Here is a 19390-nt window from a genome sequence, read left to right as displayed (position 1 = left end):
GCTGCCTTACCTCCCTTCCTTGCTGTCACCGTAAAATACCCAATATTTCGATGTTGCAAAAATAATGGCTGTAAACGCCCCGATGATCAGCAGCATAATCCAGGCTAACGCGGATGCATAACCCATATCGAAGAACGAGAAGCCTTTCATATACAAGTACAGGGTGTAGAACATGGTCGCATCAAGCGGGCCTCCACGGCCGTCGCCAATGACAAATGCAGGTGTAAACGCTTGAAATGAATTAATAATGCTCATCACGAGATTAAAGAAAATAACGGGAGAAATCATGGGAAGCGTAATGCGAAAAAATTGACGAGCTTTGCCTGCTCCATCCACTTGAGCTGCTTCATACAGATCAAGCGGCACTTGTTTAAGACCTGCAAGGAAGATTACCATCGCTGAACCAAATTGCCATACGGACAATGAAATAATGGTATAAACAATGTAGCTCGGATGGGAAATCCATGAAGGTCCTTGAATGCCGAACCAGCCAAGAAATTGATTCACAAGGCCGCTGCCATCAAAAATCTGTCTCCACACAATCGCAATAGCGACACTGCCCCCGAGCAACGAAGGGATATAGTATACGGTGCGGTAAATGCCTAACGCTCGAATACCTTTGTTTAGAACCATAGCGACCATCAGCGCGAAAGCAAGACGCAGCGGAACGGAAATGAACACGTATTTGATTGTAAGCCACAAGGAATTCGAGAAGGTTTCGTCATCTTTAAAAATGTTAATATAATTTGAAAAACCAATCCATTTTGGCGACGTTAATAAATCATACTTCGTGAGCGACAAATAAAACGATCCAAGCATTGGACCGAGCGTCAGGCAGAAAAACCCGATCAGCCATGGCAGCAAAAAGGTATATGCGGTTAAGTTATGCTGATTGCTTAGCGGCTTGAGGCTTTTTCTCATCATGAATACCCCTCTCTTATTGATGTAGTTCCATCATAAGGGAGGGGCTATGAACATAGAATGCTAATTCTTTGGGTGTTCACTATCATTTTTTTCAGATTTTAATTCCGATTGCTGCTGACGATAATCCGAAGGTGTCATTCCGTACATCCTTTTAAATTTGGAGCTGAAGTAGCTTGCATTGGAGAATCCAGTAAGCTCTGCAATATCCCAAAGGTTCAGCGTTGTTGTTTTTAGCATCCGAACAGCCTCAGCAATTCGTACCTCATTCAAATAGTAAATAAAGGTTTTACCTACTTTAGCTTTGAACATTTCTGAGAAATAAGATGAATTATAATTGTACTTCTCTGCAATCATCGTCAAATTCAATTCATACATATAGTTCTCGTCAATAAACTGCTTAGCCGCCAAAAGCAAGGATGGATCACTTTCCTGAGAGTCGCTTTGCCGCTTGCGCTCGATTTTAGCTGCAATACGCATCAGAAACCGCTCCGCTTTCTCTACAGTATCGAGACTAAGTGTCATTTCCGGCCTTAGCCAAAGCTGTTCGCCGCTCTCCAAACCGATTTGCGATTCATGCGCAATGGTCTCAAGCATCAAGTAAAGCTGGAAAATCAATTTGACAAAACGAAGCTGTGATTTCATTCCGCGCTGTAATTCTTGTCTAATCGCTGCTTCAAACGATGAAAGCTCTCCTCGAATTAAATAGCGCTCAATAACCTTAATGGTATGCTCAGGTATAGCCGTATGCCCCTCAGAAGCATGAGCTAGTCCAGCAGCTTTGCCGTATGGCATGTTCCATGCCAGCAAAGAGCTAATATAACCTTCTTTCCACTGCTTAAATCCGCTTACCGTTTGACCGTTCCCGATTTTAATTTCAAAGGCCATGTACTTATTTACGCTTTGAGTCAGAAACTCAGAAAATCCCCGCTCCAATTCATGATCCGCAGCGATTACAAAATGCATGAGGCCAGGATAATTGGTATCACGAAAAACCTCCATCTTCCCTTGGAACTTGTCTGCGCATTCTCTTGATATGATATCGAACGGCAATCGAAACTTGTCCGGCGTACGGTCAACCGAAGCGCTTGATTCCCCTCGCTCCCATAGCCCTGCTGTAATAAACCTAACCTCACGTTTATCCCATGAATCCAGCTCAAACAATCGGGAACGATCTTTTATAGTACTCTCCTGCAAAATCTCTTCCTTTACGAGATGAACGATAAAATGCTCTTTCATTTCCTTATAATATTGCGAGAGCCGCCACTGCGTCATAGCCGCCTGATCATGGCTTTGCCTGTCCTTGTCCAGCTCCTTCTTTACGTTTGAAAGCGTGTCGGTCAATTCTTTTCTAGCAACAGGTTTTAACAAATACTCGCGAGCCTGATTGCGAATGGCTGCTTTCGCATAATGAAAATCCTCATAACCTGTAATGACGATCAGACGCAGGGATGGGTACTGCTCGTGACAGGAATCTAAAAATAACATACCGTCCATCACAGGCATGTTCATATCTGTAATAACAATATCAATAGCCTCTGCTGAAAGCCTCTCGAGCGCTTCGACTCCATTAGAGGCTTCCCCTGCAATGATAAGTCCAATACTGTCCCAGTCCACCTTAAGCTTTAGACCCTGACGGATCTCTGGTTCATCATCAACGATTAATACTTTATACATGCTGGTGTTCCTCCTGTGCTGGTAGTATGAGCTCAATCGTTGTACCCTCGCCAAGCGTAGAATCGATGCGGACCTCAAATAGTGATTCGTAGTAAAGACGGCAACGTGCAAGAACATTCCCTAGACCAATTTGGCTGCTCCGGCTGGTAAGAATTTGCTCCAGCTGAACGGATTCCGATCGCTCCAGCAGCTTCTTCTGCTGCTCGCTTGTCATCCCCGGTCCGTTATCTGACACGATTAGATGTACCCTTCCCGCAGCATGGCTTACACGAATGCGGATGATTGCCTCGGATTGATGCATGAAGCTGTATTTAACGGCGTTCTCTATCAACGGCTGGAAAATAAATTTTACCGTCGACAATCTCAGAAGGTCGCCTTCCTCCTCAATCGTTATGTTCAGTTGATCACCGAAGCGGATTTTTAAGATCGACAAATAATAGTGAACATAAACTAGCTCTTCTTCCAACGGAACGAGATCATCGCTAATTTTAAGAGAGAAACGCATCATTTTCCCTAGTGATTCTATAACTTCGACCGTATCATCCGTCCGTCGCTGTATGGCCAAGCTGCTCATGAGCTCCAGTGTATTAAACAGAAAATGCGGATTAATTTGCATGAGCAGCGCTTTGTATTCCGCTTGCTGCCTTAGCAGCTTAAGCTCGAACTCGGTTTTGATATGCTGTCGGAGTCTCGTAACCATGTTGCGGAACGTTTCAGTTGCGAAGCCCACTTCATTGCGCACCCTCTTCTCAGGCGCCAAACGGCTCTCGGCAAGCACAAAATCGCCTCTTTGTACATGCCGCATTGCGAGCACCAGTCGTGAAAGCGGCTTCGTAATTCCATGCGAGAACCAAGTCGCCAGTATCAAAGACACAATTAATAATACAGCCGCAACGATTAGAATCGTGCTTCGCAGACGGAAGAGCTGTGAATACAAATCTTTCTCTGATACGAACCCAACAAGCATCCAGTTCGTTTTCGGCAGTTTTTTGTATACTAAAATTTCTTTTTCTCCGCTTAAATTATTTAAATAAACGACGCCCTGCTTCCTCCAGCCTGTCCGTAAATCGTCAACCTGCCGTACCATCTCCGAATGGGCTCCGTATTCGTTCTGGGACAGCATTGGTTTGCCATGCTGATCTAATAAATAAATCGTTCCGCTCTCCCCAAGATGGATTCTGCCTAGCGGCTCCAGAAAATAGTCAGCGCTTACATTAATCTTCATCACACTTTTTGTCAGTGAAGGCTCAAATGAACTGATCGGCATCAGCATACTGATTACCGGATGTTTGTTGTTATTTCGCAGCTCTGCGACATCCGTATGAGCCGGAATCCAGTATTGATCCTCGTTTTTAAAATCGAGATACCACTTTTCCTTCAGAAAGGAATCGTTAGACACAACTAAATTGCCGCTGCTGACCCACATGCCATCCTGACGATAGACGGCGACACCAGAAACACTGGAATAACTGTTCGTTGTCTGCGTCAAAAACTGGCTCATTCGGTAATGGGCAAGATTTTTTTCTCCCTCCGTGGATGCGGAATCAGACGCTACTGCATCCCAATTATTCGTAATATCGCTATTAAAAACGATAGAGGCTAAATCATAGATTTGTGTTTGAACCATATCAATGTAAGACCCGTACTCATCCATTTTCTCCAGTGCTGAAGATTCAATGTAAGAGCGAATAATGGAACGGGACTCATTAAATAAAAGAATGGACAGGGTGACGAAGGATAAAACGAATAGTAAACAAAAGATTGCAATCAAACGACTTTTTAACGAATAAAACATAGCCAGTCCCCTCTCATGCCAGCCTTTCTTCCAACGATGTTTAGACCCGGTAATAAATCTAGGAATACATTCGCTGCAATCCCCTCTTCTTTAAACCTATTATAGTCGTCAATCTCATACATGCAATAAAATATAACAGGTAAACAGAATAGACATTGGCTCCTCCCCTCCCCCCAATCCAATGACAACCGAATATCTTTTCCTCAACAGGGAAAAGATGTAATCATTCGACACTTCACTTCGGATAGGAGACACGCATGCGGAAATCGCCCAATTTTTCACCTAATCACACTACATCCGACAAGCCTTCTTACCCGAACATTTCTCCCCATCTGGAAGAAAACTTGAACGCGATCGAAGGTTTTTTTGCCAACTGCAAAGACTTGATAATACATCGTTGGAGTTATGGACAGGGCTTGGAGCAATCAGCCTTTACCGTCTACTTCGATACGCTAACGAAAACGACCGTTACGAATTTTGCAAAGGATACGCTGCAAAATCTGGTACCTCATGAGCTTGGTCCTGCCGAGACGGTAACGATAAAAGATGTTATCCATTATTTTGAGAATCATGGCATCGCTTCCCCTAACGTTGAGCTTATGAGCGAAATGGAACAAGCCGTCAGAGGCATTCTGGACGGCAAAGTCGTCATTTTTTTTGACGGATGGCCTAAGGCTATCGCCTATTTTGCCCTTGATGTCGAGCAGCGTCAAACCTCAGAGCCCATTACGGAGCCTACCGTTCAAGGCCCGCATGTCAGCTTCATTGAAAGTTTGGATCGCAATATCGGTGTCATTCGAAGCTTGCTGAAATCGCCCGAACTTAAATTTGAGTATTTTATATCCGGGGAGAAGGTTCACAGAAAAGTGTCCTACGGCTATTTGGAAGGCGTCGTAAAGCCGGAGACATTAGAAGCATTTAAGCAAAAGATTGAGGGTATAGATCAAGAAGAAATGATTGATATTTCCTATCTGGAAGAGTGGGTTAATGATTCCAACTACTCCCCTTTTCCGCAAGTTCGGTATACGGAGCGCCCGGATACGACGGTTACTTCTTTGCTGGATGGCAAAATCATTGCGTTAGTGGACGGAAGCCCATCGGTTCTTATCTGTCCTGGGAAATTCATTGAGTTTTTTACAAACAGCGAGGATTATTACTATCGGACGATTTTTTCTTCGTTAATTCGATTGATTCGACTGGCTGCGTTCCTCATAGCGCTTATGCTGCCCAGCACTTATATCGCGTTATCAACCTTCCACTCCGAACTCATACCGACGGTTCTCCTGCTAGCCATTTTAGATACACGGGAAGGCATCCCCTTCCCGGCTATGATTGAGGCGTTGATTATGGAGTTTTTCTTTGAGCTGCTGCGGGAGGCGGGCATTCGTCTGCCCCGGCCAATTGGTTCGGCGGTCAGCATAGTTGGGGCGCTTGTTATCGGCCAAGCAGCTATCCAATCACAGATTGCATCTCCGGTCATGGTCATTGTCGTGGCCTTGACGGGCATCGCTTCCTTTGCGCTTCCTCAATACAACATGGCCATCGCACTGCGGATTTTGCGCTTTCCGTTAATGTTTCTCGCAGCGACGTTTGGAGGTCTAGGCATCATGGTAGGCTTAATTCTCATTTACATTCATCTAGCGACTCTACGATCCTTAGGTGAGCCCTATCTAGATTCGTTTGCTCCACTGGATTTGAAAAGGCTGCGAGATGCGATTTTTGTGCTGCCAAGACGCTTGCTGGTTCATTCGCCTCGGAGTCGACATCTACATAAAAAATCTTCTGGAAGGAAGAAATCATAGTGAAGCCACTCCTCTCCTTTCTCGCTTCATTTCTTGTTCTTTGCTTGATTACTGGATGCTGGGATAATAATGAACTGGACGAGTATGGCTATGTGCAAGCGATATCGATTGATCGAGGCGAGGGTGATTTTGTCGATATTACGACTCACTTTTATAACCCTTCCAGCAAAATGCAGACTGATCCAGCAACGAGTATAGCAGCGAAAGGAATTAATATTCGAACAACAGGAGAAACCTTTTTTGAAGCGATGCGAGAGATCCCTGCAAAATTCGGACGTAAAGCCAAATGGGATCATATGCGAGTCATTATCATCGAAGAGAATTTAGCCAGAACGTTGAACATCCGTGAAGTGCTTGATTTTTTCTCAAGAGACCATGAGCCACGGGGCACTATTCTTCCCATCATAGCTGAGAAATCGGCGGCAGCATTTTTGGATATTAAACCGTTTATCGAGCAGACCATTGGTCAACAGTATAGAAAGATGGAGACGACCGGAGCTCTCTATTCCGCGAAAACGTCTAACCTTCCGCTATATGATCTCGCTATTCAGCTAAGCAGCCCCTCCAAAACCTCTGCTATGCCTTACCTGCATAAAAATAGCTTGGACAATAAAGCGTCAATTTCCGGGGTCGCATTGATTCAAGACGGGAGAATGGTAGGGGTTCTTACGGAAAAAGACACCGAAACGCTGATGATGYTGACAGACAAATATAAGTATGGAGTATTTGAATTCCCTTGCATGAATCATGAAAAAAAGAAACAGCTCTACAACAAAGAATCGCTTGAAATAATCAACTTCAACAGTCAATTGGTTTCGAAAGTGACAGATGAGAATGTAACCGTCGACATCCAAATGACGATTGAAGGTACAACCGGAGAACTACGATGCTCAGACCTGAAAACCAAGCAAGATATGGAGCGTTTTGAACAAACGATTAAGGAGCAGATCGAACATCAGATTCAACATGCAATCCGTACCTTTAAGGCAAAAAAAGTTGATGTGCTCGGAATCGGCAATCAAATTTATCGGAACAACCCGAAACTATGGAAACAATTAGAACCCATTTGGGAGGATAAGCTTGCTCAAATGCAATTTCAAACCCACGTTCAAGTTCATGTGTTAAGTACGGGCATGAACGCTGGTACGATATTTGGGAAAAAGGAGCACTAGATGTGTTAGGAAAATTCATCTGCGTCCTGCTGTTAGCATCCGCTATGCTGATCCATGACATCCCGAAAGTGAAAGCCGCAAGCAAACGAGATCGGTTTGTGTACATAGCGATGTTGGCGCCGCTCCTCTATCTTGCTGTTATCTTTTTAATAGCTAAGCCATGGCCTAACCTCGATATGATTTTCAATTTATTTACCGAACCAGCTAAACTATTCATTCGTTGGCTCAATCCCTTGCATACGTGAGTTTTATAAAATTTGGAGGAGACCCCATGAAACAAAAAGAACGTATCAGTTCGATTCAAATGTCCATGCTGTTCCTTTTTTTCATGACAGGCTCCTCCATCGTCATTGTCCCTGCACCCTTAACGAACATTGCAGGCAATGGAGCATGGATCTCTCTTCTCATCGCCTCGGCGACAGGCATGCTTTTGCTGGCTGCTATCCTTTATTTAAACCGGCTAGCCCCAGAGCTTTCGTTGATTGAGCAAGGTCGCTCCGTGCTGGGAAAGGGACTCACCTTCTTGATATTGATCCCTTTCACCTTAGTATTGCTTTGGAATATTTCGGGCGTTGTCATTGAAATCGGAATCTTCTTCAAGAATACGATGATGAAAGAAACCCCTACCTATGCTGTAAGCACATTGTTTTTCATTATGATCGGAGTAACAGCGATGGCAGGAATCGAGGTCATTGCTCGGATGGCAGCTGTATTAATGTTTCTAATGTTCGGCTGTATTGTTCTTATCTTGATTCTGGTCTCAAACCTGTATAACCCGCAATATCTGCTCCCTGTGATGCCAGATGGAATTGGACCAATCCTGAACGCCTCTTATGTAGTTTATGGTTTTCCCTACTCCGAGATGGTCGTATTTTCGGTCATCTTATCGTTTGTACGCAAGGATGAGAACGCTCAGCTGCGCAAACATATGTACTTTGCGCTTGTAATCAATTCCTTGACGCTGATTGCCTCGGTCATAAGCAGCATTATGGTACTGGGACCACTGTCCGGTGACTTGAAATACTCTTTGTACCAACTAGCCCGGCTAATATCGTTTCAGGAGGTAATCGAGCGAATTGAATCCATCATCGGATTCTCGCTCATCATAGGCTTTTATTTCAAAGCTTCTATTCTCCTGCTCATCCTGATCAAAATGTTGAAAGAACTTCTAGGCTTGAAAAATGAACGCTTGGTCGTATTTCCCGTAGCATTCATTTGCCTCATGCTGTCGTTAACCACCTATACGAAGGAATCTCAATTGGAGGAGTTCGTCAATGTGACATGGCCGCTGCTCAATAATTTTGCCTATACCTTACCCGTTCTTCTGATTTTAGTGCTCACAGTGATTAAGCATCATAGAAAACGGAGTAAGAAGCAATAGTTGTCATTGACTTGTTATTCAAACTAGCAATTAATAAAAAAGAGGCAGTCCCATCGGTCACTTAAGACCTTCTGGGACAACCTCTAGAATTGATTTACCGCTTAATTATGACTGAATTTCGTTTACGATTTGACGGAGAGCCTCTTCGAGCGGCGTGACTGGACGACCAAGCAGCTTCTGAAAATCATTGCTTTCCACTTCCAATGCTCCATCGCGAATCGCACTTTGAATCTGAACCAGAATAGGAACAACCGGTTCAGGTACGCCTGCACTGCTCATGATGCTGGCATAAGCAGTGTCATCCACTTGTTGAACAGGAATTTCCCGTCCCAAGACAGCGGCAAGAATGGAAACCAGCTCTTCTTGCGTCGTAAGCTTGCCGGACAACTCATAAACGGTATTTTCGTGGCCTTCGCCAGCGAGCACCGCCGCAGCTGCCACTGCATAATCGCGACGCGTTGCCCAGCCTACTTTGCCTGAACCCGCTGATGTCAGCCAAGGCGCACCTCCAAGGACCGCTTGAATGCTGCTGATCTCGTTCTCCAAATACCAGTTATTGCGCAGGAAGGAATAAGGAATTCCAGTGTTCTTAATCGCTTCCTCTGCAGCACGATGTACTGGCGCAAGAAAAAGTGAGCTCTCGCTTGCATTTCCTACACTGGTATACGCAATGAAACCAACATTAGCGCGCTGAGCGGCTGCTACGGCATCGGCATGCTGACGAATTCTCGTTTCGTTATCGCCGTCAGTTGATACGATCAATAGACGGTCGATGCCCGAGAACGCTTTATCTAGCGTTTGTGGCTGGTCAAAATCCCCATGACGTACATCCACGCCCCGCGCACGAAGGTGTTCGGCTTTCTCCGGATTGCGAACGCTGACAGCCAGATTCTCTGCCGGTATAGTCTCCAATAAAGTCTCTACTACAATTGATCCCAATTTCCCTGTTACACCTGTCACCAAAATTTTCATCGTAATTCCTCCATTTAGTTTAATGTATTATGATTGCCCTTCGTTATAACCACCTTGGTTACAACTTGGGTATAAAAAAAGCTCAATGAGCTTTTTTGTTACACAAAATGAGCTGCGAGCTGGCTTAAGTTTACTTGAGCTAGCCTTTGTTCCATTGCAGATTGAGCTTCCTTCATTTCCAAACGAAGAGCTGCTTCAATATTTCGGCCAACCGGACACTTTGGGTTCGGATTATCATGAAAATTAAACAATTGACCATCCTCAATGACTTCCACGGCACGGTAAACGTCCAAAAGTGTGATCTCATCCCGATCTCTCAGCAAGGAAGCGCCTCCGACTCCTGGTCGAATATCTACCAAGCCTGCCTTCTTGAGCATCCCCATAATTCTGCGGATAATGACAGGATTCGTATTCACGCTGCCTGCAATATAATCGCCCGTACAATCATTGGAGCTAACGGCGATTAGAGAAAGGATGTGGACAGCAATGGAAAATCTGCTACTAATTTGTTTCACTTAGCATCACCACCGTTGTAACCATTGTAGTTACTACGAAGCGGATTGTCAATCCTTTAGAAGAAGATAAGCTTATTATATTCAAAACCAGCTTTTTTAGCCTGCCAAAGCAATTTTCATTTGCATAAGAAAAAAATTTTTGATAATATAACTGACGAACGTTCGTTAATGTGAGGTGATCTTATTGAAAAGCCAAGAAATTAAAGACATTGCTTTAAAGTTTTTCACAATTCATGGGTATGAGGGTGCATCTCTGTCTCAAATTGCCGACAATGTCGGAATGAAAAAACAGTCTCTCTATGCTCATTTCAAAGGAAAAGATGATCTATTTCTACAAGTATTACAAGATGCTAAAGAAGCAGAAGTCTCATCGAAGCTAAACTATTTGAGTAAAGTGGGTACCCAAAACCCTAAAGAGGATTTATTTGGATACCTGCAATTAGTCATTGATTTGTTTCAACAGAGCGAACAGTTGAAGTTTTGGCTGCGTATGTCTTTTTTTCCGCCTCTCCATTTGGCGCCAGCCATTAATGAGGAAGTATTCGACTCGGAAAATAAGATTCAAACCGTACTCGAAGGCAAATTTCATGATTGGATCGCGGCGAAAGCCATTAGGGAAGATATAGCCTCCATCCCTACGCTTGCTTTCTTAGGTGTTGTTGATTCCATGATGTTAGAGCTTGCTTATGGGAATAATGAAAAACGTCTACAGGATAAATTAAATGCCTCATGGACTGTATTTTGGAGAGGTATTTCACAGCTATGATTTTACAGAAAGAGGTATTACTTCATGAAGAAACCATTGAAAGAACAAAAAACCGTCTTATTTATCCTACTAAGTAATATATTCATTGTTTTTCTAGGCGTGGGACTAATCGTCCCGGTTATGCCATCCTTTATGAATATTATGCATTTATCAGGCCAATCGATGGGTTATCTAATGGCGGCCTTTGCGTTTGCGCAATTACTCATGTCTCCCCTTGCAGGACGGTGGATTGACACTTTCGGCAGGAAGAAAATGATCGTTATCGGCTTATTCCTCTTCAGCATATCAGAGGTCATCTTTGGACTTGGCACACATGTATCCGTTCTTTACTTTTCCAGAATTTTAGGAGGTATTAGTGGTGCATTTATTATGCCCGCCGTAACCGCTTTTGTTGCTGATATTACCTCTGTGGAGGAAAGGCCCAAAGCGATGGGTTATATTTCTGCCGCGATTAGTATCGGTTTTATTATTGGTCCTGGCATCGGAGGTTTTATTGCTGAGCTGGGCGTGCGTGCCCCATTCTACTTTGCAGCTGGATTCGCATTAATAACCTGTATTTCATCCCTGTTTATTTTAAAAGAACCGCTATCCAAACAGGAGCTTCTGGAAATTAGTCAGCTCAAAAAAGGGACCAATTTTGTATCTGATTTGAAACGATCGCTTCAACCACAATACATTATCGCCTTTATAATTGTGTTTGTACTGGCCTTTGGCTTATCAGCGTATGAAACAGTATTCAGTCTTTTTTCTGATCATAAATTTGGTTTCACTCCTCAAGATATTGCAGCCGTTATTACCATTAGTGCAATCTTCGGCGTTGTCGTTCAGGTCTTTATGTTTGGTAAGATGGTGGATAAACTCGGTGAGAAAAAACTTATCCAAATATGCTTGATTGCTGGCGTATTTTTTGCAGTAGTATCCACCATGATCTCCGGCTTTTTAGCTGTTTTGATAGTCACGTCCTTTATCTTTCTCGCATTTGACCTGCTGCGGCCAGCATTAACGACCTATTTATCCAAAACAGCCGAGAAAGAACAAGGCTTTATCGCTGGAATGAACTCCACCTATACTAGCCTAGGCAATATCGTCGGACCTGCGCTTGGCGGAATATTATTTGATGTAAACATCAACTATCCTTATCTCTTTGCTGCTGTCATCATGTTGATTGGCCTTGTCATTACGATGATGTGGAAAGAAAAACAATCAGCTGGCAGCTTGGCAAAATAATGTATGGAACGCTATTGAACAACTAGCGCATCTTCCTTCTTCACAATACGCATAATAAAAAAAGAAATCCGATGTCTTTTTCAAAGACATCGGATTTCTTTGTAAAATAATAGTTGTCATTAATTAGAATTTTTTATTCAGGTTGCGTCTTTTTTAAATAAGCCCGCCACGTAATGCACCATTGCTTCGGATCATCGAGGGATGATTCATCATTTCGGTGTACGGTGCTGCTATGGGGAGCTGATTTCACAATTTCCGGCTGCGTATAAGCTTCGTTCGAGATATGCTCCAGCGCGTGAATGTATTCGTCCAAATCTTCTTTGGAATAGGACTCTGTCGGCTCTAAGGTGAATGGCTGCTTCACGATATACGGATGATGGGAAGTCCAATAATGGAGGCCAAAATCGCACATCCGACGAGTAATATCCTCGGTTGTGACACCCGTTTCCTCGGTAAGCTGCTTCCAGCTGTAACGAACCTGCTCTAGGCGGCGACCTTTGATGTAGGGTGCACTTGCTCCGCGTATTTGCAGTATTTTGTGATAAAGATAGTTATTGTTAAGAACTGCAGTCTGTGCAACATCCTTTAGTCCATCTGGACCTAAACTCATGATCCAAGCATAAGAACGAAGCACCGTTTGGGCAACACCATGGAAGCTGCGCACTTTGCCAATACTGCTTTCTGACTGATTCGCTAATACATACTGGCCATCAACATAATCAACGAGCGGCCCCGGCAAGAAAGGTTTAAGCGCTTCGCTCACGCCTAGCGCACCTGTAGCTGGACCGCCGCACATATGAGGAGCAGCAAAGGTTTTGTGCAAGTTGAAGAAACACATATCAAAGCCAGCTTCCTTCGCTCTGGTTATACCGAGCAAACCATTAGCATTAGCTTGATCATAGAAGCAAATGCCGCCCGCTTCATGAACCAAATCGGTGAACTCGCGAATACGGTGATTGAAAATACCGGTATCTTCCGGATTTGCTACGACAAATCCAGCGGTCCGCTCAGATATCGCATTTCTCAGCTTCTCCAAATCAGGGAATCCGTCTTCATCCGGATGAAGCGTAATGATTTTGTAGCCTTTAACTGCAGCTGTTGCAGCTTGAGATGGGTGGGAGAAAATCGTCGTAATGATTTCATCCCGCTGATCTCCTTCGCCCCGTGAATCATGGTATGCACGAACGATGGAAGCCATCGCGAGCAAAGCTTGCGTCCCGCTGCTTGGCTGAAACGAGAAGGCATCCATTCCGCTAATTTCTCGCATGGCCAGGTCCATTTTATAGAAAATTTCTAATATGCCTTGAACAGAACCTGCATCCTGCAACGGATGGAGCTCCGTCATATGCGGCGTGCGGATCAGCATTTCGTTAATGCGCGGAATATATTTCATCGTACAAGTACCTTGACCGATCTCAACGTTCAAATCGGAGCCCAGTGTCTCTTGCGAGAGGCGCAAATAATGGCGAAGTACTTTTGCTTGACCAATCTCGGGAAGCCCTGGCGCATTGCTGCGACGCATGGATGCAGGTATGCGCTGGGTACCATCTCCTACCTCAGCTACAATCCCAGCCTCAGTTCCAGGCGGAATGACACCTCGCTCGCCCTGACGATGGAGTTCAAATATGATCGGCTCATCCCATTTGGCTTGATGGAAATTTCGGACTTTATGGTCCCTGCGAATTCGTTTCATGGCGCTTTCGTCCTTCCTCTGTATAAGTCAAACCTCATTTGCGAACGATCGTTTGAATCGTGTCTGCCAGGCGATCTAGATCAAGCTGCGAATGAATTTCCGTCACGCAGTACAGTGCAGTTTGTCCCCACTGCGGGAATGCAGCCGACAAATCTTTGCCTCCAAAAATTCCTGCTTCCAAGAGCTGAGCGTTTATCTGAGCGACCGTTAAGCCAGTATGGTTAAAGTCAACAATAAACTCTTTAAAGAAGGCTGCTTCTCCGAATCGAAGAGAAACGCCTGGAATAGCTGAGAGCTTCTTCGCTGCATATTGCGACTTCTGCATGATCGTCTCCCCGACCTCTTGCATGCCGGTCGGTCCAAGCAAGGACAAATAGACGCCAGCTGTTATTCCCCACAATGCAGTTTGGGTGCCAACAGATTCCTTCCCTTTCTCACGCAGCGCAAAGGAAGTTCGCTCATATGCCACATCGCCAAAGCCATACTCGCCTTCTACCTCAGTAGGCACAATGCCGAACAATCTTGATGGATACTCCATGACATACTTCTCTTCATCACGGGTCGCAATAAAACCGGCTTGCCCCCCGCCATAATTCATGTGCATTCCAAGAGGCTGCAAATCTCCGCATACGATATCAGCGCCGTACTGGCTAGGCGGCTGAAGAACGCCAAGGGAGATGGGATCAACACCAACGATCGAAATCGCATCTACTGAATGCGCAAGCTCTGATATTTCATGCCCTTGGTCTTCGATAATACCTAGATAACCAGGATTCTCGAAGTAAACCGCAGCGATATCGCTCGATAGCTTGCTGCGCAAATCATCTAAGCTCATTTTGCCCGTTGCCTCGTCGATTTCAACGAATCGAAGCTCCATCACAGGCGTGCAATAATTGTTGATGATCATCACTTTGTCAGGATCAACCGACCTTGGAAGCAAGGCAACTTTGCGCCCTGTCATGCGCCCTGCCATCCGAATCGAAGTTGATGCAGCTTGCGCCCAGTCAAAAGTAGGGACGTTTACGACATCCATATCAACTAGCTCAGCCATCAAACTTTGATACTCAAACAACGTTTGGAAGCGCCCATGATCTTCATAGGGTTCACCTGCATAAGCCGTTACAAATTCGGAACGCTGATTGATCTCATCACAGACAGCTGGAATAAAATGCTGCCAGCAGCCTGCTCCTAAAAAATTCAGATAAGCTGCACCATGTTTATTTTTTGCAAGCAGGCCATCGATATGACGGCGCAGCTCATATTCCGTCATCGCAGGAGGAAGGTTCATCTCATGATTCAGCTTTAAGCTCTCTGGTATGCCTTCGTGAAGCTGGTCCATCGAGGTGAGTCCAATTTCCTTCAGCATCGCTTCGCGAACTTCAGGTACCGTATTCGGTATATAAGGATGGGCATACGTTCTGTTCTTAGGCAAAATAAACGCCTCCATTCATCGTTGTCAGAAATAGTTGTATCCTGTAGCCGTTCTTAAGCAATACCGCCACCATCGACAACGAGCACGCTTCCTGTTACCCAAGAAGACATATCGCTTGCTAAGAACAGAACCGCATTCGCAATATCACGCGGCGTTCCAAGCCTTTCAAGCGGACGACCGCTGGCAGAGGCGACAAGGAATGCTGCCTCGTCCTGCTGCAGCTGCTTTGCTTCATCGCGCAGGAGAGGGGTATCCGTATCGCCAGGTGAAACGCAGTTCACACGTATATTGGCGATTCCGTGATCGATAGCCATCGCCCTCGTCAAATTCACGACACCAGCCTTGGCTGCGCAATAAGCTGCAGCCCGATCTCCGCCTTTTAGACCCCAGCCCGAACCCGAATTAATGATACTTCCTCCACCGCTGCGTTCCATGATAGGAATGATATATTTGGAGAGCAGATAGACACCCTTCAAAGAAACATCCAAAACGAGATCCCAGTCGCGTTCTTCCAGCTCCACGACAGTCTTGCGACGAATAACGCCAGCATTGTTGAACAAGATATCTACTCGGCCATGAGCAGAATCAATTTCTGCTGCTGCGCGCTGGCAATCTGCTGAAGAGGTCACATCACAGCGCTGAAAGCTCGCTTGGCCTCCCTTTTCCCTTATTCCTTTAACCGCCTGCTCACCCATCGCCTCATTAATGTCAATAAGGATAGCTGCTGCACCGAAGCTGGCAAGAAGTTCAGCTGTCGCAAGTCCAATTCCAGAGGCGCCTCCGGTGATTACGGCTACTTTTCCCGATAGATTAAGCATGTCTTGTGTATGAAGCATCATTATTTCTCCTCCTGTTGTAGTAGATTCGCTTCCTGTCTCATGTGATGGCTGAGCCTCTCGGGAGCCGTATCTTCTGAAAGAAAAGGCTTCAGCAGAAGTCTGAAACGGAATTCCTCTGCCGCAACTTTGTTTTCCAGTGATTGAGAAGGTCCACAGCTATTGCTGCCAAGACCATTCTGGCGATAATCCAAATTAAGTGTAATAAAATCCCGCGGAACAAGATCACTCGCATGCTGCGCTGCTTCTAAGTCGCCATCCGTATAACGTCGAGCGCTGAATTCAAGTGCCTTTACCCCTGCCGCCAGCAGCCCAATTCCACTGCCGTCTGTAATAGATACAAAGCGAACATCCATACGATTCCCGTTCTCTTGTGGATAGATATATGGGGTAAATAGTTCATCAACTGAATTTGTATACACACCAAATCTTCCTGCTTCCTTGCTATCGGAATAATTTTCTCCCGGACCACGGCCATACCATTTGACATTATCCATTTCTGACGGCATTTCCAATTGAAATCCAATCTTAGGAAGCATAGCAGGCGGCTTGCCTTCAGGTACGCCATGCACATCAATTATGATTAAGCCTGTGCCTGTTACAGTGTAAGTCGTTTCACAGCGGAAGCCCCAATCATAGACAGGCGGAGCAATTCGGGAGGCCCAGCTGATCCGAATCGTCCCTTCATTCAATCGCTCCCAATGGCAATCATCGATTCGTTCCGTCAATTTATCCAGATGCGCCTTGCGCCAATCGGGCAGGACATACATATCGTTGTCAATCGGGGCTCGCCAGAAGTTGAGACGCGGCCCTTTATTTATTAACTCTTGTCCGTTTATTCGGAGTGAGCTGATCCCTGATTGCCGTGAATCGAATACCAAATTGAAATAATCGTTCCCAATGCTAATCTGTCGTCCATCCTCCATGCACGATAAGCTAGGAATAGGTAAACTTACGGCTGCTGCCAAAGTCAATTCTTCATTGGCATAATCCCCGTCAGTTCGGGAAGTTGCGCAGTTCCGCGCAGGTTCAATGGCAAACTGCGCCCATGCGATCTCATGCCCTCTCTCTCCCCACATGCAAGATGCTGCAAGCGAGAAGCCGATATTCAGCCAGCGCTCCGCTCCCTCCACGGATAAGGACAACTGCAAATCATTTCGCATAGGAATACGAAGCTCTGCACTTTCACCGGGTGCTATCCTAGGCAGCGAAAGTACACCACTTTGGACAATCCGTCCTTCTACTGTCACATTCCAATCTGCATATAGATGATCCAGCGTTAGGAAGTCATACCGATTCGTAATTCGTATACGATCATTATTTATATAGTCGACTCTGACAGGCTCGATAATCTTCTTATATTCAATGAGTCCGGGTGAAGGCGTTCGATCTGGTCGAACAAGGCCATCAATAACAAAATTGCTGTTGTTAGGAACATCGCCATAGTCTCCACCATAAGCATAATCAACTTTGCCATCGGCTGTTTTCCTGCGAATGCCGTGATCGATCCATTCCCACACGAAGCCGCCCTGCAATCTCCGATAAGCATCAAAGGTATCAAAATAGGGTTTGAGACCGCCTGGACCATTCCCCATCGCATGAGCGAATTCACATAGGATGTGCGGCTTAGGATGATCAACCAGCTGACCAAAACCTTCCATCTTCTCTACGGAGGAATACATCGTGCTCACGATGTCGCACACTTCTGCTTCACGATCCTCTTCATAGTGAATAAGGCGGGTCGGATCGTTTTGTTTGCACCATTCCGACATTGCCCGAAAGTTGCAGCCAAAGCCAGACTCGTTGCCGAGCGACCAGAACAGAATGGAAGGATGATTCTTATCCCTCTCCACCATACGCCTCATCCGCTCCACATACGCTTCTTGCCATGCTGGGTCATCGCTTAGCTTAGCAATATTGCCCAAAAGCTCGAAGCCATGTGTCTCTAAGTCCGTTTCTTCCATAACATACAAACCGTATTCATCACAAATATCATAAAATCTCGGATCATTCGGATAATGTGCCGTTCTAACCGCATTAATGTTATGCTGTTTCATCATTTTCACATCTTGGATCATCGTCGATAGGGTGACTGTTCGTCCCGTATCAGGGTGATGGTCATGACGATTTACACCTTTGAGCAAAATGGCTTTGCCATTCACCAGAAATTGGCCGTTCTTTACTTCTATCTTCCTGAAGCCCACCCACTGAGCAACGGTCTCGATCATTTGTGCATTCTGATCCACAATACTAATTGTCAGATGATACAAAGCAGGAGCTTCCGCACTCCAAAGGGCTGGCTTCACAATTGGAATGGCGAAACTTGCTACGAAAGTCTGACCATCAGCAGAAGCAATTGGATTCATCGCTGAACGAACAAATGCGCCTTCAGGGTCAAGCAGCTCCAGCCGAACTTCGCCTTGCAGATCCTCTCCACTCAGTCCCACCTGTACCGATAACATCGCATCGCAATATTCACTATCCAAATCGGTAACGACTCGGTAGTCCACAATACGAACCGCTGATGGCTCCGAAATCAAATATACATCTCGAAAAATACCGCTCATATACCACATATCCTGATCTTCCAAGTAGCTGCCGTCCGACCACTGGTATACACGAACAGCTAGACGGTTGATACCCGGCTTCGCTTAAGGCGTCAAATCAAACTCTGATGTCAATCGGCTTCCTTGGCTGTATCCGACGAATATCCCGTTAATCCACAAATGAAAGGCACTATCAACGCCATCGAACTTGACGGCAAGCTTTCTTCCATTCCAATGTGCAGGCAGCTCGAATTCTCGTATATAGCTGCCTGTTGGATTATCATTCGGTACATGGGGCGGATCGACAGGGAATGGATAATACAAGTCTGTATAATGTGGATTTCCATAACCTTTCAGCTGCCAATGACTTGGAACCTGAATATCATCCCAGCTGGATGTATCATAATGGTCTTCATAAAATCTATCCGGTGCCCACTCAGGCCCCTTCGCATAATGAAACTTCCAACTGCCATTTAATGAGCGGAACCAAGGGGAGCTCCCTCGGTCATAGCTCAAAGCTCCAGCACGATCGGAATACGGGATAAAATATGATCGGCTTTTCGCGCGGCCGCGTGCAAGTATGGCAAGATTATCCCAATCGCGTTCTATTTTCTCGTTTCGCATCGATGCCGCTCCTCTCCTAAACCTATCTCTA

General features: G+C 45.3%; 15 protein-coding genes and 1 pseudogene. 6 read left to right on the top strand and 10 right to left on the bottom strand.

Annotated elements, in window-relative coordinates; genetic code table 11:
• Positions 1 to 6: 6 nt before the first annotated feature.
• The 3 genes from AC1DOV_RS10175 to AC1DOV_RS10165 form a co-directional block, all read right to left on the bottom strand.
• On the bottom strand, positions 7 to 921 hold the full coding sequence (locus AC1DOV_RS10175; protein ID WP_076270536.1) for a carbohydrate ABC transporter permease: 915 nt from the start codon (positions 919 to 921) through the stop codon (positions 7 to 9).
• Between the two features lie 63 nt (positions 922 to 984).
• Positions 985 to 2598, bottom strand: a complete 1614-nt coding sequence (locus AC1DOV_RS10170) for a response regulator (RefSeq protein WP_477549832.1) — start codon at positions 2596 to 2598, stop codon at positions 985 to 987.
• Positions 2591 to 4393: a sensor histidine kinase gene (locus AC1DOV_RS10165; RefSeq protein WP_477549831.1), complete on the bottom strand. Its 1803-nt coding sequence runs from the start codon at positions 4391 to 4393 to the stop codon at positions 2591 to 2593. Before AC1DOV_RS10165 ends, AC1DOV_RS10170 begins: the two co-directional genes overlap by 8 nt.
• A gap of 257 nt (positions 4394 to 4650) precedes the next feature.
• On the opposite strand from AC1DOV_RS10165, the gene AC1DOV_RS10160 reads away from it, so the two are divergent.
• Genes AC1DOV_RS10160 through AC1DOV_RS10145 form a run of 4 tightly spaced genes read left to right on the top strand, consistent with a single transcriptional unit; the run spans position 4651 to position 8748 of the window.
• The gene (locus tag AC1DOV_RS10160) at positions 4651 to 6195 is read left to right on the top strand and encodes a spore germination protein (RefSeq protein ID WP_477549830.1); all 1545 of its coding nucleotides are present in this window, start codon (positions 4651 to 4653) and stop codon (positions 6193 to 6195) included.
• Complete coding sequence (locus tag AC1DOV_RS10155; RefSeq protein ID WP_477549829.1) at positions 6195 to 7367, top strand: Ger(x)C family spore germination protein; 1173 nt, start codon at positions 6195 to 6197, stop codon at positions 7365 to 7367. The genes AC1DOV_RS10160 and AC1DOV_RS10155 overlap by 1 nt, the downstream gene beginning before the upstream one ends.
• Positions 7368 to 7369: 2 nt before the next feature.
• Positions 7370 to 7612, top strand: coding sequence for a hypothetical protein (locus AC1DOV_RS10150; protein WP_477549828.1), 243 nt, complete (start codon positions 7370 to 7372; stop codon positions 7610 to 7612).
• Between the two features lie 26 nt (positions 7613 to 7638).
• Positions 7639 to 8748, top strand: a complete 1110-nt coding sequence (locus AC1DOV_RS10145; protein ID WP_441880864.1) for a GerAB/ArcD/ProY family transporter — start codon at positions 7639 to 7641, stop codon at positions 8746 to 8748.
• A gap of 105 nt (positions 8749 to 8853) precedes the next feature.
• Here AC1DOV_RS10145 and AC1DOV_RS10140 read toward each other — a convergent pair whose 3' ends face one another.
• Positions 8854 to 9720 carry an SDR family oxidoreductase gene (locus tag AC1DOV_RS10140; RefSeq protein ID WP_477512118.1) on the bottom strand — a complete coding sequence of 289 codons (867 nt, stop codon included), beginning with the start codon at positions 9718 to 9720 and terminating at the stop codon, positions 8854 to 8856.
• 98 nt (positions 9721 to 9818) lie between these two features.
• Entirely contained in the window at positions 9819 to 10235 is a 417-nt protein-coding gene (locus tag AC1DOV_RS10135) for an Rrf2 family transcriptional regulator (RefSeq protein WP_339203942.1), read from the bottom strand.
• 184 nt (positions 10236 to 10419) lie between these two features.
• Between AC1DOV_RS10135 and AC1DOV_RS10130 the strand changes: the two genes are divergently transcribed.
• Both AC1DOV_RS10130 and AC1DOV_RS10125 read left to right on the top strand, forming a co-directional pair.
• Positions 10420 to 11001, top strand: coding sequence for a TetR/AcrR family transcriptional regulator (locus AC1DOV_RS10130; protein WP_076270492.1), 582 nt, complete (start codon positions 10420 to 10422; stop codon positions 10999 to 11001).
• A gap of 24 nt (positions 11002 to 11025) precedes the next feature.
• Positions 11026 to 12228: an MFS transporter gene (locus AC1DOV_RS10125; protein WP_475443089.1), complete on the top strand. Its 1203-nt coding sequence runs from the start codon at positions 11026 to 11028 to the stop codon at positions 12226 to 12228.
• Positions 12229 to 12361: 133 nt separating this feature from the next.
• Here AC1DOV_RS10125 and gcvPB read toward each other — a convergent pair whose 3' ends face one another.
• The 5 genes and pseudogenes from gcvPB to AC1DOV_RS10100 form a co-directional block, all read right to left on the bottom strand.
• Complete coding sequence (gene gcvPB / locus AC1DOV_RS10120) at positions 12362 to 13921, bottom strand: aminomethyl-transferring glycine dehydrogenase subunit GcvPB (RefSeq protein WP_477549827.1); 1560 nt, start codon at positions 13919 to 13921, stop codon at positions 12362 to 12364.
• Between the two features lie 34 nt (positions 13922 to 13955).
• A complete protein-coding gene (gene gcvPA / locus AC1DOV_RS10115) occupies positions 13956 to 15368 on the bottom strand; it encodes an aminomethyl-transferring glycine dehydrogenase subunit GcvPA (RefSeq protein WP_441909319.1) in 1413 nt (470 codons plus the stop codon).
• Between the two features lie 38 nt (positions 15369 to 15406).
• Positions 15407 to 16189 (bottom strand): SDR family NAD(P)-dependent oxidoreductase, encoded by a 783-nt coding sequence (locus AC1DOV_RS10110; protein ID WP_076270534.1) that lies wholly within the window; start codon positions 16187 to 16189, stop codon positions 15407 to 15409.
• Positions 16190 to 16191: 2 nt separating this feature from the next.
• Positions 16192 to 18417, bottom strand: coding sequence for a glycoside hydrolase family 2 TIM barrel-domain containing protein (locus tag AC1DOV_RS10105; protein ID WP_477550043.1), 2226 nt, complete (start codon positions 18415 to 18417; stop codon positions 16192 to 16194).
• Positions 18394 to 19359, bottom strand: a pseudogene (locus tag AC1DOV_RS10100) (sugar-binding domain-containing protein); the annotation flags it as partial. The gene AC1DOV_RS10105 and the pseudogene AC1DOV_RS10100, both read right to left, overlap by 24 nt.
• Between the last annotated feature and the right edge of the window lie 31 nt (positions 19360 to 19390).

This window comes from Paenibacillus sp. 01T47 (assembly GCF_056398245.1).
Note: the sequence above shows the minus strand (reverse complement) of the source record. Positions and strands in the feature narration are given on the sequence as shown.